We start from the raw sequence: 23,826 nt of genomic DNA, 5'->3' as shown, positions 1-23,826 counted from the left end.
GGAGGTCCTGCGGGTGCGCGGACTAGTGGTGGCCTGTGGCGACGGCGCGGCGGGCTTCGAAGAGGTCGACGACGTCGAGTCGATCCGCGTGTCCAGCCGTCCCGGCAAGGCGGAAATCGACCCCTTGCTGGGCGAACACGATCACCTGGTCGTGTCGGGCACCGACGCGGACCTGGCCGCGGTCGTCGTGCGGCTGCTCCGCAAGGAAGCCCTCTCCGGCGTGTCGATCGGGTTCGTGCCGGCTTCGCCCGATTCGGCCGTCGCCGCGCTCTGGGGCCTGCCGAAGACGCCGCTGCAAGCCCTCGCGCTCGCCCTGCGCGGCGAGGTCGACCCGGTACCGCTGATCCGCGACGACGTCGGCGGCGTGGTCGTCGGCCGCGGGGTGCTGCGGCTGGTCCGCGGCGTCGCCTACGCCGACGAGCAGGTGGCGCTGCGCGGGCCGGCGTCGTCGATCGAGGTGACGCCGGACCCGGGCGGGCCGGGCCTGGCCGTCCGGGTGACGAAGGGGACGATCTTCAAGCGGCCGACGACGCTCTACGCACGCGCGTTCCAGATCGGCTGCATCCCGACCCGGCCCATCAGCGACGACGTCGTGCACGAACGCGCGGTGAACAAGTGGACCTGGTACCGGCACACCGAAGATCTCCGGATGGTTCGCGGCGGCGCCTGACCAGCGATTTTCACTTTTGAGTGAACGGTCGGCAACGCAGCGTTCACGAACGGGCAGCAACATGTCACCTATACGTGTTGCACATGCCACTCGGGTGTATCAGGGTTAGCCGTCCCCACACCTGACATGGAGGCAGCAATATGCCAACCAGGCGTGCTGTTCGTCATTCCTTGACTGTCCTCGCCGCCACCGCGGTGCTCTCCGGCACGCTGGTCAGCGTCGCCGACGCCACCCCGCCGGGCATCCCGTCCGCCGCGACGGCGAAGTCCGAGCTGGCTTCCCTGACCGTGCAGGCCGACGGCTCCCAGACCGGCTACAGCCGCGACAAGTTCCCGCACTGGATCGACCAGGGAAACAGCTGTGACACGCGCGAGGTCGTGTTGAAGCGCGACGGCACGAACGTCGTCACCGGGTCGAACTGCGCCGCCACCTCCGGCAGCTGGTTCAGCCCGTACGACGGCGAGACCTGGACGGCGTCGTCCGATGTGGACATCGACCACGTGGTGCCGCTGGCCGCCGCGTGGCGCACCGGGGCGTCGTCGTGGACGACGGCACAGCGCCAGGCGTACGCGAACGACCTGTCCGACCCGCAGCTCATCGCCGTGACGGACAACGTGAACCAGTCGAAGGGCGACAAGTCGCCCGACCAGTGGAAGCCACCGCTCACCAGCTACTGGTGCACCTACGCGGAGATGTGGACCGCGGTGAAGTACAAGTTCAAGCTGACGATCAGCTCCGCGGAGAAGACGGCCCTGACGGACATGCTCGGCCGCTGCTGACCCATACCCGGCACCGCCGCGAAGTCAAGAGGTCTTCGTGGCGGTGCCAGGGTTTGGGACTCCGGTTCAGCTTGTGGGACGGCCTCAAGGGCGTGGCTAGCGTCGCTGGTTGAAGACGCAACCGCTCCCCACTGGAGGCCGTCGGTGTCCCCACTTTCCCGCGCCCGCAACGCCGCGGCCCTGCTCGCCCTGCCCATCCTGCTGACCGCCTGCTCCGCCGCCGGCACCGAACAAGCCGCCGACGCCGGCCCGCCGAAAGCCGGCGGCACGCTACGGCTGGGCATCTCGTCCGCGCCCGACTGCATCGACCCGCAGCAGACCGCGACGAACGCGTCCATCAACGTCGCCCGCCAGCTGGTCGACTCGCTCACCGACCAGGACCCGAAGACCGGCGAGATCAAGCCGTGGCTGGCCGAGAAGTGGGAGGTCAGCGCCGATTCGACGGCGTTCACCTTCCACCTGCGCGCCGGCGCGACGTTCTCCGACGGCAGCCCGGTCGACGCCGCCGCGGTCAAGACGAGCTTCGACGGCATCAAGGCCCTCGGCACGAAAGCACAGCTCGGCTACGGCTACCTCGCCGCGTACAAAGCGTCGACCGTCGTCGACCCGCAGACCGTGCGGATCGAGTTCTCCTCGCCCAGCGCCCAGTTCCTGCAGGCCAGCTCGACGATGTCGCTCGGCGTCCTCGCGCCCGCGGCGTTCAAGAAGACCCCCGAACAGCGCTGCCAGGGCAACGGCCTGATCGGCTCCGGGCCGTTCGTCTTCGAAAGCCTGAAGCAGAACCAGGAGATCGTCCTGGCCAAGCGCAAGGGCTACACCTGGGGTTCGTCGCTGTTCAAGCACCAGGGCGAGGCCTATCTCGACAAGATCGACTACAAGATCGTGCCGGAGCCCGGTGTCCGCACCGGCAGCCTCGCCTCCGGCCAGCTCGACGCGGCCACCGACATCCAGCCGGTCGACGAGCCGCAGTTCACCGGAAACGGCTTCAGCGAGAACATCCGGCCCAACCCCGGCGTCGTGTTCAACCTGCACGCCAACACCACCCGCGGCGTGCTCACCGACGAAAAGGTGCGCCAGGCGGTGCTCAAGGGCGTCGACCGCACCGAGGTCGTGAACACCGTGCTGACGCCGAGCTACAAGCCCGCCACCAGCATCCTCGGCTCGGCGACACCGCTGTACGACGACCTCTCGCAGCAGCTCGCGTACGACCAGAAGGGCGCGGCCGCGCTGCTCGACGGCGATGGCTGGGTGCCCGGTCCCGACGGGATCCGCACCAAGAACGGACAGCGGCTGAGCGCGTCCGTCGTGTTCTCGCCGGTGTTCAACCAGAACCGCAGCGCGTTGGAGCTGATCCAGCAGCAGCTGCGCAAGATCGGCTTCGACCTGAAGATCGAGCAGCACACCAACGCCGAGACCACGCAGATCCAGCTCAGCGGGAACTACGACTTCCTCTGGTACAACGTCACCCGCGCCGACCCGGACATCCTGCGCGGGCAGTTCTCGACGAAGGCCGGCAACCGCAGCAGGCTCACGCCGGGCAACCCGCTCGACGTCGCCCTCGACGCCCAGTCGTCCACTGTGGACAACGCCAAGCGCAAGCCGTCGGCCGACGAGGTGCAGAAGCTGATCGTCGACCACGCCTACGCGATCCCGGTGTTCGAGCTGACCCAGGTCGTCGCGCTGAGCTCGAAGGCGCACGCCGTCGACTTCGAAGCGTCGTCACGGCTGCAGCTCTTCGACGCGTGGCTCTCGTGAGGCGGTACCTGCTCCGCCGCGTCGGGCAGGCGGTGTTCGTGCTGTGGGCGGCGTTCACGCTGTCGTTCCTGATCCTCTACCTGCTGCCGGGCGACGCCGTTTCGGCGAAGCTCGCCAGCGGGGAGGCGGGTTCGTCGGCGACGCCCGAGCAGCTCGCCGCCGCCCGCGCGGAGTACGGCCTCGACTCGCCGCTGCCGGTCCAGTACCTGAAACGGCTGGTCTCGGCGCTGCACGGTGACTTCGGCCGCAGTGTCGCGACCGGCGACGACGCGACGCACATGGTCGTCACGGCGTTGCCGCCGACGCTCGCCGTGACGAGCCTGGCGCTGGTGTTCGCGGTGCTGTTCGGCGGTGGCTCGGCGTTCCTCGGCACGTTCACCCGGTTCCGCTGGCTGCGGCAGGCGCTGCTGTCCCTGCCGTCGCTGGCGATCTCGCTGCCGCCGTTCTGGGTCGGGCTGCTGCTGATCCAGTTCTTCTCGTTCCGGCTGCGGCTGCTTCCGGCGCTCGGCACGCAGGGCTTCGAGACGATCATCCTGCCCGCGATCACCCTCGCGCTGCCCACCGGCGCGATCATCGGGCAGGTGCTGGCGAAGAGCCTCGCGACGCAGCAGGAACAGCCGTACGCGGAGATCGCGGCGGCCAAGGGGGCGAGCCGCTGGCGCGTCCACTTCGGACACCTGCTGCGCAACGCCGCCGTGCCGACGCTGACGGTCGCCGGCGTGGTGGCGGGCAACCTGGTCGCGGGTTCGGTGATCACCGAGACGGTGTTCTCGCGCGACGGCGTCGGCCGGATCACCGCGGCCGCCGTCACCGCGCAGGACGTCCCGGTGGTGCAGGCGGTGATCGTGCTGGCCGCGCTGGTGTTCGTGGTGCTCAACCTGATCGTCGACCTGCTCTACCCGCTGCTCGACCCGCGCATCGCGCGGACCCCGGAGGTGGCCCGTGGTTGACCTCGCCATCCCGGTCGTCCGCCGCCCGGGACTCACCGTCGCCGTCGCGGTACTGGCGTTCGTGCTCCTCGCGGCCTTCGTGCCGAGCTTGCTGACCGGGTACGACCCGATCACCGGCGTCCCGGCCGAGCGGCTGCAGGGGCCGTCCTTCCACCACTTGTTCGGCACCGACGAAACGGGCCGGGACGTCTACGCGCGGGTGATCCACGGCGCGTCGCTCTCGCTGCGGGCCACCGCGATCGCCGTGCTGGTGGCGCTGGTCGCGGGCTCGGCACTCGGCCTGCTGGCCGGGTTTCGCGGCGGCTGGGCGGACACCGTGATCATGCGGATCGTCGACGTCTTCCTGGCCATCCCGCCGATCCTGCTGTCGCTGGCCCTGGTCACGGCGCTGGGCTTCGGCACGACGAACGTCGCGATCGCCGTCGGCATCGCGAACCTCGCGTCCTTCGCGCGAGTCATGCGCGCGGAGGTGCTTCGCGTGCGAAACGGCGTGTTCGTCGAAGCGGCTCGCGCGAGCGGAGTGCGCTGGTCCGGCGTGCTGCTGCGGCACGTCCTGCCGAACGCGGCGGGCCCGGTGCTCGCGCTGGCGACGCTCACGCTCGGCACGGCCGTGCTCGAGGTGTCGGCGCTGAGCTTCCTCGGCTTCGGCGCGACGCCGCCGACGCCGGAGTGGGGCTCGCTCGTCGCCGGCGGGCGCAGCTTCCTGGCCACGGCCTGGTGGATGACGACGTTCCCGGGGCTGACGGTCGCGGCGGTGGTGCTCGCCGCGAACCGGCTGTCCCGCGCCCTGGACGGAGGAGACCGATGACCCTGCTGCGGATCGCGGACCTGGCCGTGTCGTACCAGACGCGGGCCGGGGTGGTGCCGGCCGTGCGTGACGTCGGGTTCGACGTCGACGCCGGCGAAGTGGTCGCCGTCGTCGGCGAGTCCGGTTCGGGCAAGTCGACGACCGCGCACGCGGCGATCGGGCTGCTGCCGCGCGGCGGCCGGATCGACGGCGGTTCGGTCACCTTCGACGGCCGGGACCTGCTTTCCCTGTCGGACAAGCAGTGGCGCGGGGTGCGCGGGCGCGAGATCGCGCTGGTGCCGCAGGACCCGGCGGTGTCGCTGAACCCCGTGCACCGGATCGGCGAGCAGGTCGCCGAGGTGCTGCGGATCCACGGGCTCGCGGACCGGCGGTCCGCCGGTGTCCAAGCGATCGAACTGCTCGAACGCGCGGGCGTCCCCGATCCGTCGCGAAGGGCGCGGCAGTACCCGCACCAGCTGTCGGGCGGTCTGCGGCAGCGCGTGCTGATCGCGGCCGCGCTGGCCGGGCGGCCGAAGCTGATCATCGCGGACGAGCCGACGTCGGCGCTGGACGTCACGGTGCAGCGGCGGATCCTCGACCACCTGACGTCGCTGGCTCGGGAAATGGGCACGGCGATCCTGCTGATCACGCACGACCTCGGCGTCGCGGCCGACCGGGCGTCGCGGATCGTGGTGCTCTCGCAGGGTTCGGTCGTGGAAGAGGGTTCGTCGGTCGTCAGCGCGCCCACGCACCCCTACACGCAGCAGCTGCTCGCGGCGGCGCCGAGCATGACGAGCACCGTGCGGCCGGCCGCGCCGGCCGCCGAGCCGCTGGTGTCGGTGCGGGACCTCGCGAAGACGTTCGACGGCGGGATCCGGGCGGTCGACGGCATCTCGTTCGACATCCCGCGCGGCCAGACCCTGGCGCTGGTCGGCGAGTCCGGCTCGGGCAAGTCGACGACGGCCCGGATGGTGCTGCGGCTGGAGACGCCGTCCGCCGGTTCGGTGGAGTTCGACGGCCAGGACATCACCGCGTTGTCCGGCGCTGAACTACGAAGGCTGCGGCGGCGGATGCAGATCGTCTACCAGAACCCGTATGCGTCGCTGAACCCCAAGTTCTCGATCGAGGACGTCGTCGCGGAGCCGCTGCGGGCGTTCGGGCTGCCGCGCACCCGGGTCCCGGAGTTGCTGGAGCAGGTGGCGTTGCCGGCTTCGGTGGCGCGCCGGAAGCCTGCGGAGCTTTCGGGCGGCCAGCGCCAGCGGGTCGCGATCGCGCGGGCGTTGGCGTTGCAGCCGGACCTGGTGGTGTGCGACGAGCCGGTGTCGGCGCTGGACGTCTCAGTCCAGGCCCAGATCCTGCGGCTGCTGGCCGAGCTGCAGTCGTCGCTCGGGCTGTCGTACCTGTTCATCTCCCACGACCTGGCGGTGGTCCGCCAGCTCGCGGACCAGGTCGGCGTGATGCGCGAGGGCGCGCTGGTGGAGCTGGGCCCGGCCGCGCAGGTGCTGGAAGAGCCTCAGGCGGAGTACACGAAGGAGCTGCTGGCGGCGATCCCCGGACGATCGGTGCAAGAAGTGGGCTGAGACAGGAAACCGGACAAGTTCGACGGTGTGTGTTTCCCCCACCACCGACCGCGACGTATGGTCTGGACCATGCGGAGGATCGGCGTGGCCTTCGTGGCCTTGGTGCTGATGATTTCGGGTGCGGTGCCGGCTTCGGCCGCCGCCGCGCGCAGGGTTGTCGTCTACTACCAGACCATCTACAACGGCTCCACCTACGTCTCGCCGCTGCCTCTGCGCGACGCCGGGGCCACGGACGTCGTCGTCGGAGCCATCCACCTCGACACCAACAGCGTCGTGCACCTCAACGACGATCCGCCGAACGCGTCCAAGTTCACGCGGATGTGGCAGGACCTCGCAACCCTGCGCAGCCAGGGCGTGCACGTGCTCGCGTTCGTCGGCGGGGCCGCCGCGGGCAGCTTCCAGCGGCTCGAAACCCAGTTCGACACCTACTACCCGCTGCTGCGGAACCTCATCCGGACGTACTCGCTCTCCGGCATCGACCTGGACATCGAAGAGCACATGTCCAACGGCGCGCTCACCAAGCTCATCGACGCGCTGAGGGCCGACTTCGGCAGCTCGTTCCTCGTCACGCTCGCCCCGGTCGCGACCGAGCTGAGTGGCGGCGGCGGGCTCTCGGGCCTCAACTACGACACGCTCTACCGCGACCGCGGCAGCCAGATCTCTTGGTTCAACACGCAGTTCTACTGCGGCTGGGGCTCGCTTTCGAGCACGTCGGGATATGACAACATCATCCGCCGCGGGGTGGTGCCGGCGAGCAAGGTCGTCGCCGGGACCGTGACCAACCCGGCCAACTGCAGCGGGTACGTCGCCATGTCGACACTCCAGTCGACCGTGCGGAGCCTCATCGGCAAGTATGCGGACTTCGGCGGGATCGACGGCTGGGAGTACTTCAACTCCCTGCCGGGCGGGACGTCGGCGCCGCAGCAGTGGACGCAGCAAATCGCGCCGGTCGTGAAGGGCTGACGAGTACGCTCGGGGCGGTGCGGATCCTGTTCACGTGCCGCCCGGCGTACGGCCACCTGTTTCCCTTGCTGCCGTTGGCGAACGCGGCGGCCGAAGCCGGTCACGAAGTCGTCTTCGGGACCGGCGAAGCGTTCGTGCCCAAGGTGCGTGACCTCGGCTTCGAGGTCCACCGCGCCGGGATCGGCATCGGCGAGGCGGAGGCCGAAGCCAAGAAGCGGCACGGCGAGGACGCCGGCTTCCTCGACGTCGGCATCACGATGTTCGCCGAGCTGCTGCCGCGATCACTCCTCGAGGACCTGACGCCGCTGCTCCCGGAACTGCGTCCGGACCTGGTCGTCTACGAGATGAGCGACGTCGGCGCCGGAGTGGCGGCGCGCCGCGCGGGCATCCCCGCGGTGTCGGTCGTCATCGGGCGGTCGATGCCGCCGGAGGTCCTGGCGGTCGCCGCCGAACGGCTGCGGCCGCTGTGGGGCACGCTCCCCGCGGACGCGCTCTTCGGCGACGCCTGCGTAGACGTCTGGCCGGACAGCCTCCGCGACCCGGGCACCGCTTCCGTGCCGACGGTGTTCCGGATGCGCCCGACGCCGTTCGACCCCGACGTCCCGCTGCCGCCCCTGCCCGAGGACGGCTTCGTCTACCTGACGCTCGGCACGGTGGTCTTCGGCGCGACGGACGTCCTGCGCGGCGCGATCCGCGCGTTGTCCCGCCTGGACGTCGACGTGCTGGTGGCGCTCGGGCCCGGCGATCCCGCGCTGCTCGGTTCTCTCCCGGACCGCGTCCAGGCGGCAGGGTTCGTGCCGCAAGCCGAGGTGCTGAAGCACGCGGGCCTGGTGGTGCACCACGGCGGCACGGGCACGGTGCTCGCGTCGCTCGCGGCCGGGCTGCCGCAGCTGATCCTGCCGCAGGGTGCCGACCAGTTCGCGAACGCGGACACGCTCTCGACGCTCGGCGCGGCGAAGTCCCTGCTCGGCGACGCGATCCGGCTCGACGCGATCGAGGCGGCGGCCCGCGAACTGCTCGACGATCCGAAACCCCGCGACGTCGCCCGGGGCATCGCGGGCGAGATCGCGGAAATGCCGCCGCCGACGCAGGTATTGGCGGAAATCGTCAGCTGGGCGGGCTGACCAGCGCCAGGATCTCGCGCGCGACGGCGTCGTTCTGGCGGAAGGACTGCGCGTTCGTCCGGGGCCGGGTGAACGCCGCCGCCGAGCGGGCGCTCGTGTGCGGGCCCACCGCGAAGCGGTGCGGGTGCGGCTGGCCGGTGCCGTCGAGCAGGCGGGAGTCCGACACGCGGGTGTGGATCCGGCCCGACGGCAGCAGCGCGCCCGTGACCGGGTCCGTCACCGTCTCCTCGGCCAGCTCGCCCGTGTCGCGCAGCTGCTGGAGCAGGCCGTCCGCCGCCCGGGTGACGCTCGGGCCCGGCAGCCGGGCTTCGACCAGCGTGCGCGCCGACACCGTTTCCGGGTAGCTTTCGCTGGCCGCGACGAACCTGCCGTCTTTCGCTGTCACCCGCATTTCCGCGCCGGCGAAGGAAACCACGCCCGCTTGGTGCAGGGCCAGCAGCTCTTCCAGCCGGCGCGGCGGCGGCCCGCTGGCGTAGTACGAGAAGAACCCGTGGAACCAGCCGTCCATGTCGGACACCTGGGAGGCCGCGTCCAGCCGTCCTTTTTGGACGAGCACCGGGAGCTGGCTGTACACCGAGAGCAGCGCCATGAACGCGCCGAGGTCGGCGCTGAACTCCTGGTCCGCCCGGCGGGCGAGGTCGGCCTCGACGTACTCCCGCAGTTCCTTGCCGAACTCCTCCGCCGAGCCGAACTCCCGGCCTGCCATCGGCCGGTCGAGGTGGTCGAGGTCGAGGCGGTCGGCCTCGGCGGGCACTGCCCGCATGACGAGGTCCCGCATGCCCGGCGAATCCCACGGCAGGTCGGCGAAGGCGTCCGCGAACACGACGAAGTCCATGCGCACGCGGTCGGGGTGCCCGGTGAACAGTTCGCTGTAGTAGCCCCAGGCCAGTTCCTTCGCGATCAGCGGCCAGACGTCCGTGCGGAAGTCGAGGGCCTCCCCGGCGAGGCCGTCCATGGCGTAAGCGTCGAAGAACCTGGGCAGCCGCAACGGTTTGCCGCGCAGCCGGTAGCCGATCTTCGCGTGGTAGGGCACTCCGCGCCGCGAGCCGACGTGCAGCACCGGCTCGGTGCCGCTCGGGTGGTAGCGCAGGCCGCCGCACGGGAGCTCCTCGAACCGGCCGCCGCGGCCCTCGGTCAGCAGGAGCATCAGGTCGACGAACGCCAGCCCGAACCCGCGCACCAGCACGGTTTCGCCCGGCGCGATGCCGGAGTAGTCGACGTCGGCGGTGTAGCCGGCCGGGTAGTAGGCGAGCCCGTGCCGCGCGGCGAACGTGACGAGCTCGCGCTCGCGTTCGTCCGGTTCGGCGTCGAGGTGCCCGACGGTGAACACGACGGCGTCCGCGCGCACGGCCGTGCCGTCGGACAGGCTGACGGTGTGACCGTCGACCTCCACGGCCCGCGCCGCGTGCTCGACGACGTCGATGCCTTCGGGCAGGTCGCCGAGGACCTTGCGGTAGACCCAGGTCAGGTAGGCGCTCTGCAGCCGCCGGGTCGGGAAGTCGAAGCTGTCGAGCGCGGTCAGCTCGGCGGCGACGTCGGGCGGGACCTCGGCGTCGAGTGCGCCGTCACGCACCTTCCGCGCCCACTCCAGCAGCGACGGCCCCGGCCGCACCGGGCCCGCCATCTTCACCGAGTCGTCGGTGAACATCGTGACGTCCTCGGGCATGGAGTTCATCCGCAGCAGCGGTGACTGGTCGTACCGCCACACCCGGCCGGGCCCCGGCGGGAACGGGTCGATCAGGTGCACCTCGAGCCGGCGATCACGCAGGAGATCGGAGTTCGCGCCGAGCCGTTCGAGGACGCCGACCCCGCGGGGTCCGGCGCCCACGACGGCGAGGGTGAACGGCGCGCGCTCGGCCATGGAGCCGAAGTTACGCCGGGGCCTCCGACCAGGGCGTCCTTCCCATACTCCGGAATTCCGGGAATAAAACCAAACACTCCGGTGCGCGGCGCCGGGGCACGTCGGCGAGAGGAGCGGACTTGTCCGTCGTCCACCTGGGCGCCGGGCCTTCACCCCCGTTTTGCGGGAGTCCGGGTGGCGGAGCCCCGCATGGGCACAGTGCCGCACCTGCGAAGACGTGGCGGATGAGATCGGCCCGCCGCACCGCGTCCACACCGCGCAGGACGTGGTCGGCACCCTCCCTGACCGTCGTGTTCAACCGGGCGGCGCCGGGCCTGAGTTCCACCCTGCGGACTGCGTTGCCGCCTGCCTCCCGCCAGGCGTAGCTCTGGCGGTAGCGACGCGAGAGAGGGTGACGGAATGCCGGTGGAGTTCCTGGGCATCGGAGGCACGCACGACGGGTCGGAGACGCACGCCCGCTCGGGCGGGGTGTTCGACAAGGAGTACACGCTGCGCCTGGCCCGCGCGCACGAGGACTTCGGCTGGGACCGGGTCCTGTTCGCGTACGGCTCGGGCTCGCCCGACCCCGCGCAGGCGGCCGCGTACGTCGCCACGAAGCTGGACAAGCTGCAGATCCTGCTCGCGCACCGCCCGAACGTCTCCTCCCCGACGTTCGCGGCGAAGACGTTCGCGACGCTCGACCGGATCTCCGACGGCCGCCTGACGGTGCACTTCATCACCGGCGGCAACGACCACGAGCAGCAGCGCGAAGGCGACTACCTCACCAAGGACCAGAGGTACGCGCGCACGCGCGAGGCCATCCAGATCGTCAAGCAGGCGTGGACGTCGGACGAGCCTTTCGACTTCGACGGCGAGTACTACCGCTTCGCGGACTACGTCAGCGACGTCAAGCCGGTGCAACAGCCGCGACCAGGCGTCTCCTTCGGCGGCTCGTCGCCCGCCGCGTACGCCGCTGGAGGCGCCGAAGCGGACATCTACTGCCTCTGGGGCGAGCCGCTGGCCCAGACCGCGGAGCAGATCGAGTCCGTCAAAGCGGCCGCGAAGGCGGCCGGCCGCACGGACGTGCCGCGGATCCAGGTCGCGTTCCGGCCGATCATCGCGCCGACCGAGGAGCTGGCCTGGGAGAAGGCCTACGCGACCGTGGGGGCGATCAAGGACCGGACGAAGGGCGGGCAGCCGCTGACCCGGCGGCACAAGCTCACCGAGCCCGAGAACACCGGCTCCCAGCGGCTGCTGTCCGTCGCGGCGCGGGGCGAACGGTTCGACCGGGCACTGTGGACCCCGACCGCGGCCGCGACCGGCGGCGCGGGCAACTCGAACGCGCTGGTCGGCACGCCCGAGACGGTCGCGCAGGCGCTACTGGACTACTACGACCTGGGCGTGGAGATCCTGTCGGCGCGGGGCTACGACATGCTCGGCGACACGATCGATTTCGGCCGGTACGTCATCCCGATCGTGCGGGAAGAGGTGGCCAAGCGGGACGCGGAACGCGCGTCCGGGGTCACCCGTGTGCCGGCGGAGGACGCCCTGGCCGTCGACGGCTGAATCCGTTTCCCCTGGTCAGTCCCTCGCTGACCGCTTCTCCTCCAGTAGCCACCTCGCCGCGTCGCGAGGTGGCTACTTTTGCCTCTGGTCCTCCGCCCATCGGGTACGGAATGATCCATTGGTAACTCCTGGGCGACCGGCTAGACACTGCGGGCTATCGTCTGACCCGTTCGGGAAAGCTCCGTGACACCTTCGATACCGGCGAAAGAACCTAGAGATTTACCAACAGTCACGGGACACTGGCTGAGGTAACTCACGTACCGTGACTGCCTCATGACCGATCAGCCTTTTTATCACCAACGGTCATGTGAAGGGCACGGTCTGCACAAGAGGTCGGGAGAAAGCGCATGGCAGCTCCGCGGGATCGCGTCACGTTCCGCGAGGTGTTCGGAATCGCCGAGTTCCGCGCGCTGTGGTTCGGGGAACTGCTGTCGATCGCCGGCGACCAGCTGGCCAGAGTCGCGCTGTCCATCCTCGTCTTCACCGTCACCGGCTCCGCCACGCTGACCGGCCTCACCTACGCGCTGACCTTCGCGCCTTCGCTGCTCGGTGGCATCTTCCTCACCGGCCTCGCCGACCGGTACTCGCGGCGGACCGTGATGGTCGTCGTCGACCTGGCACGCGCCGGGCTGATCCTGCTCGTCGCCATTCCGTCGCTGCCGTTCTGGGCCGTCTGCGTCTTGGTCGCCGGCGTCTCGCTGCTGAACCCGCCGTTCAAGGCCGCCCAGCTCGCGCTGCTGCCGCAGATCCTCGAAGGCGACCGGTTCGTCGTCGGCATGGGCGTGCGGAGCATGACCGTGCAGTCCGCGCAGCTGCTCGGCTTCGCCGGCGGCGGTGCGCTGCTGCTGGCCCTCGACCCGCACGTCGCCCTGGTGGTCGACGCGGCCACGTTCCTGCTGTCCGCCGGCTTCGTCCGGTTCGGCGTGCGGGCCCGGCCGCCCGCCGCGAACGCCGAGAAGCGGAAGCCGTTCTTCGCCATGATCGGCACCGGCAGCCGGGTGGCGTTCGCCAACCCCGCGCTGCGGACGCTCGTGCTGTTCACCTGGCTGATGGGGCTGCTGCCGGTCTACGAGGGGATCGCCGCGCCGTACGTCTCATCGGCGGGCGGCGGGCCCGAGCTCGTCGGGCTCCTGCTCGCGGCCGACCCGGTGGGCAGCGTCATCGGCACGTTCGTGTTCACGCGGTGGGTGCCCGCCGAAGCCCGGCCGAAGCTGATCGGACCGCTGTCGGCGCTGTGCGCGGTGCCCATGCTGGCCGGCTTCGCGCAGCCGAACCCGTGGGTGTCGATCGTCCTCTTCGTCCTGTCCGGCGCGTTCGGTTCGGTCGCGCTGCTCCAGGCGACGGCCTCGCTGACGCTCGCGGTGCCGGATGAGAACCGCGCTCAGACGATGGGCCTGTCCAACACGGGCTTGACGACGATGCTCGGCGTCAGCCCGCTCATCGGCGGCGTGCTGACGGACCTCGTAGGCGCGCAGACGACCGTCGGCATCTTCGGCGTTGCCGGATTGATACTCACGTTGCCGCTCGCGCTCACGTGGTACCGCTCGATGACCGCGGACCGGGACGCCCAGGTGGACGACGAAGCCCCGCGCGCCGAACACGCCTGAATCGCGTGCTCCACGCGCGGGTGTACTAGACCTCGCGACCTTGCGGTGCGCCCTGCTACTGGTCTCTGGTTCGCATCGCTGGTCACCCTTCATTCGGCGTCAGGAAAAAGGTACACACCGAAAGCCCTTGTGGACAGGAGGCAAACGGGCTGAAACTGTCCGTGAGTGGGTTGTCACGGCGCTACAGCGCAAGAGCTTGGGGGAAAAATGGTCACATTGGGGGAACGATCTGGACAAGGCCGGATTCTTGGTGTTGCCGACTGGGCGCTGTGGCGGCGGCCGCCACGCTGGATCGCGCTCACGCTGACCGCCATCACCGCGGCCGTGGCGTGGGCGGTCACCGCCGCCTTCACGACTCCGGCTTCCATCGACCACTATGGCATGTTCGCGCTGCTCCTGGCGCTTGCCGTCGCGCAGAACGAGGTCAGCCGCCGCATCGAGCGGGCCCGCCGCAGCCTGAGTGAAAGCTCCCACGTCAACATGACGTCGGTCTGGCTGATCCCGGCCGGGCTGCTGCTGCCCGCCCAGCTGGTCGCCCTGCTGAGCGTGTCGCTGTACGTCAACATGGCGCTGCGCAGCTGGTCGGGCACCCGCCCCGGACAGGCCCACCGCGTCGCGGCCAACGCCACCACCGCCAGCCTGTCCGCCTGCACCGCCGGGCTCGCGATGCTCGTCTCACCGCAGATCAACGTGCCGGTCGTGTGCCTCGCGGTGGCCACCTACTTCGTCGTCAACGCCCTCCTCACCAGCGTCGGCCTCTACCTGGCCAACCAGGCGAACGCCACCGTCGAGGGCTGCTTGGGGAACATGGACGACAACCTGCTGGAGCTGGCGACCCTGTGCGTCGGCGGGTTGCTGGTCATGGTGCTCACCGACGAGCCCCTGCTGTCGGTGCTCGTCATCCTGCCGCTGTACGTGCTGCAGCGGTCGATGCTGATCAAGCGGCTCGAAGAGCTGGCCACCACCGACCAGAAGACGCAGCTGCTCAACGCCACCACCTGGCAGGACGGCGCGCAGCGGGAGATCTCGCGCGCCCAGCGCGACAGCGGCAGCTTCGGCGCGATGATGATCGACCTCGACCACTTCAAGCGGATCAACGACACCTACGGGCACCTCGCGGGGGACGACGTGCTCAAGGCGGTGGCCGCCGTGGTCAGGCAGGAGACCCGGGCGCACGACCTGGTCGGCCGGTTCGGCGGCGAGGAGTTCGTCGCGCTGTTACCCGCGACGTCCAAAGAGGACGCCATCGTCACGGCGGAACGGATCCGGCAACGGGTCAGCGAGCTGGTCATCAGCACGAAGACCAACGAAGGCGCCGTCGTCGACATCGAACGGCAGACGGCGTCCATCGGCGTCGCCGCCTACCCGCTCGACGGGTCGTCGATCGAGGAAGTGATGGCATCCGCCGACGCGGCCGTCTACGCGGCCAAGGACGGCGGGCGCAACCGGGTGGTGGGGTCTCCCGAAGTGGCCTTGGCCGCGGCTTAGCTGCGCTTACCGCAGCCGGTCGATGACGTCGCTCGCCTTCGCCTGGAGGCGGGCGACTCCACCGACCGTGAATTCGGTGAGCAGGTCGATCAGGGCTTCCTGGTCCGGCGGCTCGCCGTCCCAGGTCGCCTGGACCAGTGACTCCGTCATCGCGAAGAAGAGCGTGACGAGCGCGCGGTCGGCGCGGCCGGAGTCGATGCCGTGCGCGGCCCACCGCTTGCGGCTCGCGTCGGCGTAGACGACGGCCAGCCTCTCCCTCAACCGGGTGAGAGCGGGGTCGCCCGCGCGCTCGGCCGCGCGGAGCACTCCGTAGGCCTCCGGGCTGTCCGCGACGAAGGTGACCATGTTGGCGTAGTTGGCGCGCGCCCAGGCCCGCAGGCCGGGCTGCGGGTCGGTCACCGACGGGCCCGCGATCGCGGCGAACGCGCGCTCCTCGGTTTCGGCCACGACCTCGGCGAACAGCGTCGCGCGGTCGCCGAACTGCTCGTAGACGGCTTGGCGCGAGACGCCGGCTTCGCGCGCGATCTGCTCGATCGTCGCGCCCTGCATCCCGTGCTGCGCGACGACCCTCGCCGTCGCGCGCAGCACGCGGGCGCGCTGCTCCCCGACCGGGAGCTTGCGCGGCCGCCCGCGCGGAGCGGGGCTTGACATCGTGGTCCACCTCACGTGATTCTTTTTCCGACACCTCTGTCAAAAAAGGTGTTCCCCCGCGCACTAGTCCTGCTCAACGAGGAGCAAGCATGCGTATCTTCCCTCGCCGCGCCCTCTCCGCGGCGGTCGCCACGGTTTCCGTTCTGGCCCTGGCGGTACTCGGCCCGCCGCCGGCCTCCGCCGCGTCGTTCTACGACCCTCCTTCGCCCCTGCCGGCCGGCAGCGACGGCGACGTCATCCGGCACGAGACGTCGACGTTCTACCTCGACCCGATCAAGCTGATCAAGGCCGACGCCGGGGTCGAGCGGATCATGTACCGCAGCACCGACACGCACGGTTCGCCGATCGCGGTCACCGGCACGGTGCTGACCCCGCGGGCGGCCTGGCACGGCGCCGGCGTGCGCCCGATCGTTTCCTACGCCGTCGGCACGCAGGGCGAGGGCGACGACTGCGCGCCGTCGAAAGCGCTTGCCGCCGGCTTCGAGTACGAAGGCCCGTTCATCGCCGGGCTGCTGGCGCGGGGCTACGGCGTCGTCGTGACCGACTACGAGGGCCTCGGCACGCCGGGCGACCACACGTACGTCAACCGCGCGTCGGAGGGACACGCGGTGCTCGACGCGATCCGCGCGGCGCAGCGGCTGCCGGAGGCGGGGCTGCCGGACGACGGCCCGGTCGCGATCGCGGGCTACTCCCAGGGCGGCGGCGCTTCGGCCGCGGCGGCGGAGCTGCAACCGAGCTACGCCCCCGAGCTGAAGCTGAAGGGCGCGTACGCGGGCGCGGTGCCGGCGGACCTCGGCGAGGTCGCCAAGAACCTCGACGGCCACTACGCGGTCGGCTTCCTCGGCTTCGCGCTGGTGAGCATGAACTACGCGTACCCCGAGCTGGACATCCCGGCGCTGCTCAACACGCGCGGCAAGCAGCTGTTCGAGCAGGTCCGGACCGAGTGCACGGTGGAAGCGATCGCCGCGCACGCGTTCACGCAGTCGTCGACGCTGACGACCGACGGCCGCTCACTCACCGCGTACCTCGGCGAGGAGCCGTACCGGTCGCGGGTGGCCGAGCAGAAGATCGGGACGCTGAAGCCGACGGCGCCGGTGCTGATCGTCCACAGCGCACTCGACGACATCGTGCCCTACGCCCAGGACCGCGACCTGGGCCGGACGTGGTGCGGCAAGGGCGTGAAGGTGCGGTTCAGCACGACGCTGGTGCCCACGCACGTACTCGGCGCGGTGCGGGCGTTCCCGGAGGCGTTCGCGTGGCTCGAAGCCCGCTTCGCCGGCCTCCCGGCACTCTCCAACTGCGGCCTGTTCTGAAAGCCGTGAAGGCCTCCTTACCGGCTCTTATGGCCGGTAAGGAGGCCTTCACGGCTTTGGGTCACTTAAGGCCGGTGGCCTCCGAAGCGGCGGGGTCGGAGTCGGCGAGGAACGTCCGGCAGCGGTCGTACTCCTCGGTCTCGCCGATCTTCCCGGCGGACTTGCCCAGCACGGCCAGCGCCCGCAGGAACCCCTGGTTCGGGCGGTGCGCCCACGGCACCGGGCCGAAGCCCTTCCAGCCGGCCCGGCGCAGCTGGTCGAGACCGCGGTGGTAGCCGGTGCGCGCGTAGGCGTACGCGGCGACGGTCTCGCCCGCTTCGAAGGCCTTCTCGGCCAGCGAGGCCCACGCCTCGCTGTAGTCGGGGTGTTCGGCCGCGACGGTCGCCGGGTCGTTCCCGGCGTCGAGCGCGGCCTGGGCGGCGGTGTGCTCGGGCAGCAGCGTCGGCTCGGGGCCGAGCAGGTTGTGCGTCATGACCCCATTCTGCCCACGCGCCCGGTTCAGAAGAACAGGCCCGCGAGAACCCCGCCGCCGGCCAGTACCAGCGCGCCGATCAGGACGGCGGCCACAACTCGTTTCGGCATCATGGCGGCACACCCTGCCAACCCGCGCCGGGCGAAAGCAAGTCGTCCACCCGTAGGGGTGAACCCGGGTTTTTCGTGGTCTTTGCGCGGTCGTGACCATGACCGGCCATGATGTCCGCATGGCCAAGGCAGTCGACGTCCCGGTCGTGGACGTGATCCCGCGCAGCCCGATCGGCAAGACCCGGCTCTTCTTCACGCGGTACTGGCACCGCGGCACCCCCGGGCAGCCGACACCGGACTGGGTGCTCCGCTTCTGCTACGGGATGTGGCTGGCGGCGTTCGCGTTCAAGCTGGTGGGCTCGTCGTGGGACATGTCGTGGCACTTCATGTGGCTGCGCGACGACCTGGCGCCGCCGCACCTGATCAACACCGTCGGCACGGTGATCATCGTCGTGCTGGTGGCGATCCACAGCTACACGGGCCTGGGCGCCGACAAGACGTCACTGCGGCTGATGCAGATCGGGCTGCTGACGTTCCTGGTCGCGGCGCCGCTGGACGTCATCAACCACCGCGTCAACGGTCTCGACCTGACCGCGTGGAGCCCGTCGCACATGATGCTCTACCTGGGCACGGGCATCATGCAGGCGGGCGTGCTGCTGGGGTGGCTCCGGTCGTCCCCGCCCGGCCGCTTCCGGACGGGCGTGCTGCTCGCGCTGTGGGCGTTCTTCCTGGAGAACACGTTCTTCCCGAACGGCCAGCAGGAGTACGGCATCCTCGGCCTGCGCGCGTGGGAGCGCGGGGCGCCGGAGGCCGAGCCGTCGCTGCTGGACTTCGCGGCCGGCCAGATCGGGCACCCGGTCGACCGGACCGCGGTGATGCACTTCACGATGCCGATCCCGGAGTGGGTGTACCCGCTGTGGGGCATCGGCGTGATGGCCCTGATCCTGGCCCTGTCCCGGCGCACTTTGGGTTTCCGCTGGGCGGCTTCGGCGGTGGCGCTGGCGTACGTGGCGTATCGGTCGGTGATGTGGCCGCTGCTGCTGGGGATGGGCTTCCCGGTGTCGACGGTGCCGTTCTACCTGCTGGCCGTGGGGCTGGCGGTGGACTTGGCGTTCGCGATCGGCCGCGACCACGGCCTGCTGACAGCGGGCGCGGGTGCGTTGCTGGTGACGGCGTTCGGATACGGGGCGCTGTGGCTGCAGTCACAGTTCCGGCCGTGGGTGCTGGGTGACGCGCACACGGAGTCGGCCCCGCCCGTGGCGTACTGGACGGCGCTGGTGGTGCTGGGCGGGGTGTTCGCCCTGTGGGCGGCGGCCGGCCCGCTGACCCGGCGGCGGGCCGCGAAGCTGGTCTCGGTGTAGCGCGCCACACTTGCTTGGTGAAGATCATCAGCCAGCGGGAGTTGGACGAAAATTTCGCCGCAGTCATGGACGCCGTCGAAGCCGGCGAGACCTTCCACATCGCGCGCAATGGTGTGGAGATCGCCGAGTTGCGACCATTCGTCCAGCGAGGCCGGCTGACCGCGGAGGAGCTGGTGGAACGGCACCAGCGGCTGCCGGAAGTGGATGCGTCCACGATGCGTCAAGAGGCCGATGCGGTGTTCGGCGAAGATCGCATCGATGACGACGACCCCTGGGAGCGCACGCGCCGCTGAACCCCGTGGCTTGCCGTCCCTGCTCGAAGTCGTCGAGGTCTGAACACGACGAAGGGGCCGCCACAGCCGTGGCGGCCCCTTCGTGTGTGCGGCTTACTTGACCTTCGTCCCAGCCGAGCCGAGGGCCTGGCAAGCCTCGACCACCCGCTGAGCCATGCCGGTCTCCGCGGCCTTCAGGTACGACCGCGGGTCGTAGACCTTCTTGTTGCCGACCTCGCCGTCGATCTTCAAAACGCCGTCGTAGTTCTTGAAGAAGTGGTCCACGATCGGGCGCGTGAACGCGTACTGCGTGTCCGTGTCGACGTTCATCTTCACCACGCCGTAGGACACCGCCTCGCGGATCTCCTCCGGGAGCGAGCCCGAGCCGCCGTGGAAGACCAGCTCGAACGGCTTCGCGCCGGCGTCGAGGCCGAGCTTCTTCGCCGCCGCTTCCTGGCCGCCCTTCAGCACGTCCGGGCGCAGCTTCACGTTGCCCGGCTTGTACACGCCGTGGACGTTGCCGAAGGTCGCCGCCAGCAGGTAGCGACCGCGGTCGCCCGAGCCCAGCGCGTCGATCGTCTTCAGGAAGTCGCCCTCGGCGGTGTACAGCTTCTCGTTGATCTCGGCTTCGACACCGTCCTCTTCGCCGCCGACGACGCCGATCTCGACCTCGAGGATGATCTTCGCGGCCGCCGTCTTGGCGAGCAGCTCCGCGGCGATCTCGAGGTTCTCGTCGAGGTCGATCGCCGAGCCGTCCCACATGTGGGACTGGAACAGCGGGTTCTGGCCGTTCTTGACGCGCTCCGCCGAGATCTCGATCAGCGGGCGGACGAAGCCGTCCAGCTTGTCCTTCGGGCAGTGGTCGGTGTGCAGCGCGACGTTGACGTCGTACTTCGCCGCCACGACCTGCGCGAACTCCGCGAGCGCGGCCGCGCCGGTCACCATGTCCTTGACCTTCTGGCCCGACGCGAACTCCGCACCGCCGGTGGAGAACTGGATGATCCCGTCGCTCTCCGCCTCGGCGAAGCCGCGGATGGCGGCGTTCACGGTCTCGGACGAGGTCACGTTGATGGCCGGGTAGGCGAACTCGTTCGCCTTCGCCCGATCCAGCATCTCCGCGTAGACCTCGGGGGTCGCGATGGGCATCGGTATTCCTCCTTGGCAGGGATGGGTCCCGACCGCATCGTACGAGGTGGACCGCCGCCGCACACCGGTCCCCGCACAGAAACTTCTCCGCACGTGGAATCGGTTCAGAAGGAGTGCGTCCGGCCGCCGGGCGAACCGGCGGCCGGACGGGGATCACACCAGTTCGGAAGCCAGCGCGCGGTAGGCCGGCCACGGGTCTTCGTTGAGGACCTGGACGATCACCTGGTCCGCCCCCGCCTCGAGGTGCGCCGACAGGCCACGCGCGATCGTCGGCGCGTCGCCGTGCAGGGCCAGGGCGTCGACCAGGTGGTCGCTGCCCTCACCTTCCAGATCGGCGTCGGTGAAGCCGAGTTTGCGCAGGTTGGCGACGTAGTTCGACAGCCCCAGGTAGTACTTCACCGTCGCCCGGCCGATCGCGCGCGCCTCGTCCACGTCGGTCGACAAGACGACCTTGTGCTCCGGGGCCAGCAGCTTGCCCGCGCCGAGGATCTCGCGGGTGTCGCGGGTGTGCTCCGGCGTCGTCAGGTACGGGTGCGCGCCCGCCGTGCGGTCGCCGGAGAGCTTGACCACCTTCGGGCCGAGCGCCGCCAGGGCCCGCCCACCGACCGGGACCCCCGCCGCGTCCAGGCCGTCGAGGTAGTCGACCAGCGCCGCGTATGGCTTCTTGTACTCCTTCGTCGCTTCGCGGTGACCCGCGCCGACGCCCAGCAGGAAGCGGTCCGGATACTTCGCCGCGAGACGCTCGTACACCTTCGCGATCGACGCCGGGTCGTCCTGCCAGATGTTCACGATGCCGGTCGCGATGACCAGCGACTCCGTCGCCGCGAGGAGGTCGTCCACGGCCGCGAGGTCGCCGGCGCCGGGCGAACCACCCAGCCAGATCGCCCCGTAGCCGAGCTTCTCCGCCTCCGCCGCGAACTTCGCATCCACGTTCGCGTGGTACCGCCAGATTCCGAGCTTGCCCAGTTCGATAGCCATGGAACACTCCAACGCGTGGGACGGCGATTTTCCTCCCGGGATCGGCGAACTAACGTCGGGGTCATGACCAAGCTGGGTAACACCGACCTCGACGTGTACGGGCTCAACCTCGGCGGCAACGTCTTCGGCTGGACGGCGGACGAGCCGCAGTCCTTCGCCGTGCTCGACGCCTACACCGCGGCCGGCGGCAACTTCGTGGACTCCGCCGACCTCTACGGCGGGGGTGGCGGCTCCGAGGAAATCCTGGGCAACTGGCTCGCCGCGCGCGGCAACCGGGACGACGTCGTCGTCGCGACCAAGGTCGGCATGTGGGACGGCCGGCCGGGCCTGTCCGCGAAGAACATCGAGGCCGCGGCCGAGGACTCGCTGCGCCGCCTCAAGACCGACCACATCGACCTCTACTACGCACACCGGGATGACCCGGACACTCCGCTCGAAGAGACCCTGACCGCGTTCGACGCGCTGGTCCGCGCGGGCAAGGTCCGCCACCTCGGCGCGTCCAACTACAGCGCCGAGCGGCTCGCCGAAGCACTGTCCATTTCGGACCAGAACGGTCTCGCGCGCTACGCCGTCCTGCAGCCGCACTACAACCTGGTCGAGCGGGACTACGAGCGCGATCTCGCCCCGCTCGTCTCGCGCGAAGGCCTGGCCACGCTGCCGTACTTCGCCCTCGCGAAGGGGTTCCTCACCGGCAAGTACCGCACGAAGGGCGCGGAAAGCGACAGCCCGCGCGCCGCCCGCGCGGAGTCCTATTTGGACGCCGACGGCGAGCGCGTGCTGGCCAAGCTCGACGAGGTGGCCGCGGCACACGGCGTCTCGGTCGCCACCGTCTCGCTCGCCTGGCTGCGGCAGCAGCCGACGGTCGCCGCGCCGATCGCCAGCGCCCGGACGCCCGAGCAGCTCACCGACCTCATCGCGTCGGTGGAGCTCGAACTGTCCGACGCCGAGGTCGCCGCATTGAGCGAAGCCTGAACCTACTATCGGGTAGCTTACTGGCGGTAAGTTGAGGTACGGTGCCCTCCAGATAGCGACGTGCGACGTCCAGGAGGGCACCGTGGCCAACCCGTTTTCGCTGCTGAGCGGCACCAAGAAGGTCGACGGCAAGGTCGTGCTGATCACCGGCGCCGCCCGCGGCATCGGCGCCGGGCTGGCCGAACGCCTCGCCGCCCGCGGCGCGAAGGTCGCCCTCGTCGGACTCGAAGCCGAGGAACAGCAGAAGGTCGCCGACCGCATCGGCGCCAACGCAAAGTCCTGGGAAGCCGACGTCACGAGCTGGGACGCGCTCGAAGCCGCCACGGCCGGCGTCGTCGAGCACTTCGGCGGCATCGACATCGTCATCGCCAACGCCGGCATCGCGACCGCGGGCTTCGTCCGCTCGGTCGACCGGGCCGCGTTCGAGAAGGTCATCGAGGTCGACCTGCTCGGCGTCTGGCGCACGTTCCGCGTCACGCTCCCGCACGTCATCGAGCGCAAGGGCTACCTGCTGGCCATCTCGAGCCTCGCCGCGATCACGCACGCGCCCGGTATGGCGAACTACTCCGCCGCTAAGGCCGGCGTCGAGGCGTTCTCCAACAGCCTCCGCGCCGAAGTCGCCCACCTGGGCGTCAAGGTCGGCGTCGCGCACCCGACGTGGATCCGGACCGACCTGGTCGAGAGCGCCGACGCGCACCCGGTGTTCGGCAAGCTCCGCTCGTCGATGCCCGGCCTGATCGGCAAGACCTACCCGCTGGACGTCGCCCTGGACGACCTCGAAGCCGGGATCCTCAAGCGCGCCCGGACCATCCACGTGCCGCGCTGGGTCGGCGGCCTGAAGCTGATCCGCGCGTTCCTCCCGCCGATCATCGAAATCGGCTCCCGCAGCCGGGTACCTTCGGCGGACAAGGCCGCGCTGGCCGACATCGAGGCGCGCGGCGCGTTCGAGTCGGCGGTCACCGGGCACGGCGGCCGCGCGGCGACGACGAAGTCGTAGGGAGCCGCGCATGTCGCGTCGGGACCAGATCCGGATGACCGAGGACGAGGTGCGCGCGTACCTCGGCGAGCAGAAGGTCATCAACGTCGCCAGTGTCGGCCCGAACGGCCGCCCGCACCTCGCGCCGCTCTGGTACTTCCCGCACGAGGACGGCGTCGCGACCTGGACGTACGGCACGTCGCAGAAGGCGAAGAACCTGCGGCGGCTGCCGGAGGCGACCGTGCTGATCGAAGACGGCGACAGCTACGAGAAGCTCCGGGGCATCTCGCTCGAAGCCGACGTCCAGCTCATCGAGGACACCGCGGAAGTCACCCGGATGGGGATCACGCTCATGCAGCGGTACGCGGGCGCCAAGCCCGGCGACCCCGTACCGTCCGAACTGAGCGCCTTCATCGCAGGTCAGGCCCCGAAACGCATCGGGCTGATCTTCCACCCGACGAAGATCGTCAGCTGGGACCACACGAAGCTCGGCGGGACGTACTAGTCGGTAGGGAGTACTTCCAAG

Annotated in this window: 22 protein-coding genes; 17 read left to right on the top strand and 5 right to left on the bottom strand. The window is 70.2% G+C overall.

The window, feature by feature from the left end:
• Positions 1-25 precede the first annotated feature (25 nt).
• From AB0C38_RS03630 to AB0C38_RS03595, 8 genes are all read left to right on the top strand, one after another.
• On the top strand, positions 26-670 hold the full coding sequence (locus AB0C38_RS03630; protein WP_360667476.1) for a hypothetical protein: 645 nt from the start codon (positions 26-28) through the stop codon (positions 668-670).
• A 140-nt stretch (positions 671-810) separates the two neighbouring features.
• Entirely contained in the window at positions 811-1,449 is a 639-nt protein-coding gene (locus tag AB0C38_RS03625) for an HNH endonuclease family protein (protein WP_360665870.1), read from the top strand.
• 144 nt (positions 1,450-1,593) lie between these two features.
• Positions 1,594-3,204, top strand: a complete 1,611-nt coding sequence (locus AB0C38_RS03620; protein WP_360665867.1) for an ABC transporter substrate-binding protein — start codon at positions 1,594-1,596, stop codon at positions 3,202-3,204.
• On the top strand, positions 3,201-4,154 hold the full coding sequence (locus tag AB0C38_RS03615) for an ABC transporter permease (RefSeq protein WP_360667473.1): 954 nt from the start codon (positions 3,201-3,203) through the stop codon (positions 4,152-4,154). The genes AB0C38_RS03620 and AB0C38_RS03615 overlap by 4 nt, the downstream gene beginning before the upstream one ends.
• A complete protein-coding gene (locus AB0C38_RS03610) occupies positions 4,147-4,962 on the top strand; it encodes an ABC transporter permease (protein ID WP_360665864.1) in 816 nt (271 codons plus the stop codon). The genes AB0C38_RS03615 and AB0C38_RS03610 overlap by 8 nt, the downstream gene beginning before the upstream one ends.
• The gene (locus tag AB0C38_RS03605; RefSeq protein WP_360665861.1) at positions 4,959-6,521 is read left to right on the top strand and encodes an ABC transporter ATP-binding protein; all 1,563 of its coding nucleotides are present in this window, start codon (positions 4,959-4,961) and stop codon (positions 6,519-6,521) included. Before AB0C38_RS03610 ends, AB0C38_RS03605 begins: the two co-directional genes overlap by 4 nt.
• 69 nt (positions 6,522-6,590) lie before the next feature.
• Positions 6,591-7,484: a glycosyl hydrolase family 18 protein gene (locus AB0C38_RS03600; RefSeq protein ID WP_360665859.1), complete on the top strand. Its 894-nt coding sequence runs from the start codon at positions 6,591-6,593 to the stop codon at positions 7,482-7,484.
• Positions 7,485-7,501: 17 nt separating this feature from the next.
• Positions 7,502-8,608, top strand: coding sequence for a glycosyltransferase (locus AB0C38_RS03595; protein WP_360665856.1), 1,107 nt, complete (start codon positions 7,502-7,504; stop codon positions 8,606-8,608).
• On the opposite strand, the gene AB0C38_RS03590 is transcribed toward AB0C38_RS03595, so the two are convergent.
• Positions 8,592-10,469, bottom strand: coding sequence for an FAD/NAD(P)-binding protein (locus tag AB0C38_RS03590; protein WP_360665853.1), 1,878 nt, complete (start codon positions 10,467-10,469; stop codon positions 8,592-8,594). The two genes, AB0C38_RS03595 and AB0C38_RS03590, sit on opposite strands and share 17 nt — an antisense overlap.
• 399 nt (positions 10,470-10,868) lie before the next feature.
• Here AB0C38_RS03590 and AB0C38_RS03585 point away from each other — a divergent pair, with 399 nt between their 5' ends.
• The 3 genes from AB0C38_RS03585 (at position 10,869) to AB0C38_RS03575 (ending at position 15,109) form a co-directional block, all read left to right on the top strand.
• Positions 10,869-12,014: an LLM class flavin-dependent oxidoreductase gene (locus tag AB0C38_RS03585; RefSeq protein ID WP_360665851.1), complete on the top strand. Its 1,146-nt coding sequence runs from the start codon at positions 10,869-10,871 to the stop codon at positions 12,012-12,014.
• A gap of 347 nt (positions 12,015-12,361) precedes the next feature.
• A complete protein-coding gene (locus AB0C38_RS03580) occupies positions 12,362-13,621 on the top strand; it encodes an MFS transporter (protein WP_360665848.1) in 1,260 nt (419 codons plus the stop codon).
• A gap of 381 nt (positions 13,622-14,002) precedes the next feature.
• Complete coding sequence (locus tag AB0C38_RS03575) at positions 14,003-15,109, top strand: GGDEF domain-containing protein (protein ID WP_360667471.1); 1,107 nt, start codon at positions 14,003-14,005, stop codon at positions 15,107-15,109.
• Positions 15,110-15,115: 6 nt separating this feature from the next.
• Here AB0C38_RS03575 and AB0C38_RS03570 read toward each other — a convergent pair whose 3' ends face one another.
• Entirely contained in the window at positions 15,116-15,760 is a 645-nt protein-coding gene (locus AB0C38_RS03570; protein WP_360665845.1) for a TetR/AcrR family transcriptional regulator, read from the bottom strand.
• A gap of 89 nt (positions 15,761-15,849) precedes the next feature.
• On the opposite strand from AB0C38_RS03570, the gene AB0C38_RS03565 reads away from it, so the two are divergent.
• Entirely contained in the window at positions 15,850-17,073 is a 1,224-nt protein-coding gene (locus tag AB0C38_RS03565) for an alpha/beta fold hydrolase (RefSeq protein ID WP_360665842.1), read from the top strand.
• A 61-nt stretch (positions 17,074-17,134) separates the two neighbouring features.
• Here AB0C38_RS03565 and AB0C38_RS03560 read toward each other — a convergent pair whose 3' ends face one another.
• The gene (locus AB0C38_RS03560; RefSeq protein WP_360665839.1) at positions 17,135-17,545 is read right to left on the bottom strand and encodes a DUF3151 domain-containing protein; all 411 of its coding nucleotides are present in this window, start codon (positions 17,543-17,545) and stop codon (positions 17,135-17,137) included.
• A gap of 229 nt (positions 17,546-17,774) precedes the next feature.
• On the opposite strand from AB0C38_RS03560, the gene AB0C38_RS03555 reads away from it, so the two are divergent.
• Positions 17,775-18,956, top strand: coding sequence for a hypothetical protein (locus tag AB0C38_RS03555; RefSeq protein WP_360665836.1), 1,182 nt, complete (start codon positions 17,775-17,777; stop codon positions 18,954-18,956).
• A 17-nt stretch (positions 18,957-18,973) separates the two neighbouring features.
• On the top strand, positions 18,974-19,249 hold the full coding sequence (locus AB0C38_RS03550; protein WP_360665833.1) for a PhdYeFM domain-containing protein: 276 nt from the start codon (positions 18,974-18,976) through the stop codon (positions 19,247-19,249).
• Positions 19,250-19,342: 93 nt separating this feature from the next.
• On the opposite strand, the gene fbaA is transcribed toward AB0C38_RS03550, so the two are convergent.
• Both fbaA and AB0C38_RS03540 read right to left on the bottom strand, forming a co-directional pair.
• On the bottom strand, positions 19,343-20,374 hold the full coding sequence (gene fbaA / locus AB0C38_RS03545; protein WP_360665830.1) for a class II fructose-bisphosphate aldolase: 1,032 nt from the start codon (positions 20,372-20,374) through the stop codon (positions 19,343-19,345).
• A gap of 153 nt (positions 20,375-20,527) precedes the next feature.
• Positions 20,528-21,352 carry an LLM class F420-dependent oxidoreductase gene (locus AB0C38_RS03540; RefSeq protein ID WP_360665827.1) on the bottom strand — a complete coding sequence of 275 codons (825 nt, stop codon included), beginning with the start codon at positions 21,350-21,352 and terminating at the stop codon, positions 20,528-20,530.
• Positions 21,353-21,415: 63 nt separating this feature from the next.
• Between AB0C38_RS03540 and AB0C38_RS03535 the strand changes: the two genes are divergently transcribed.
• The 3 genes from AB0C38_RS03535 to AB0C38_RS03525 all read left to right on the top strand — a co-directional run bounded on the left by AB0C38_RS03535 (position 21,416) and on the right by AB0C38_RS03525 (position 23,805).
• Entirely contained in the window at positions 21,416-22,324 is a 909-nt protein-coding gene (locus tag AB0C38_RS03535; RefSeq protein ID WP_360665824.1) for an aldo/keto reductase, read from the top strand.
• Between the two features lie 82 nt (positions 22,325-22,406).
• A complete protein-coding gene (locus tag AB0C38_RS03530) occupies positions 22,407-23,321 on the top strand; it encodes an SDR family oxidoreductase (protein ID WP_360665821.1) in 915 nt (304 codons plus the stop codon).
• Positions 23,322-23,331: 10 nt separating this feature from the next.
• Positions 23,332-23,805: a pyridoxamine 5'-phosphate oxidase family protein gene (locus AB0C38_RS03525; RefSeq protein WP_360665818.1), complete on the top strand. Its 474-nt coding sequence runs from the start codon at positions 23,332-23,334 to the stop codon at positions 23,803-23,805.
• Positions 23,806-23,826: the final 21 nt, after the last annotated feature.

It is taken from the genome of Amycolatopsis sp. NPDC048633, assembly GCF_040650695.1.
GTDB lineage: Bacteria > Actinomycetota > Actinomycetes > Mycobacteriales > Pseudonocardiaceae > Amycolatopsis.
Note: the sequence above shows the minus strand (reverse complement) of the source record. Positions and strands in the feature narration are given on the sequence as shown.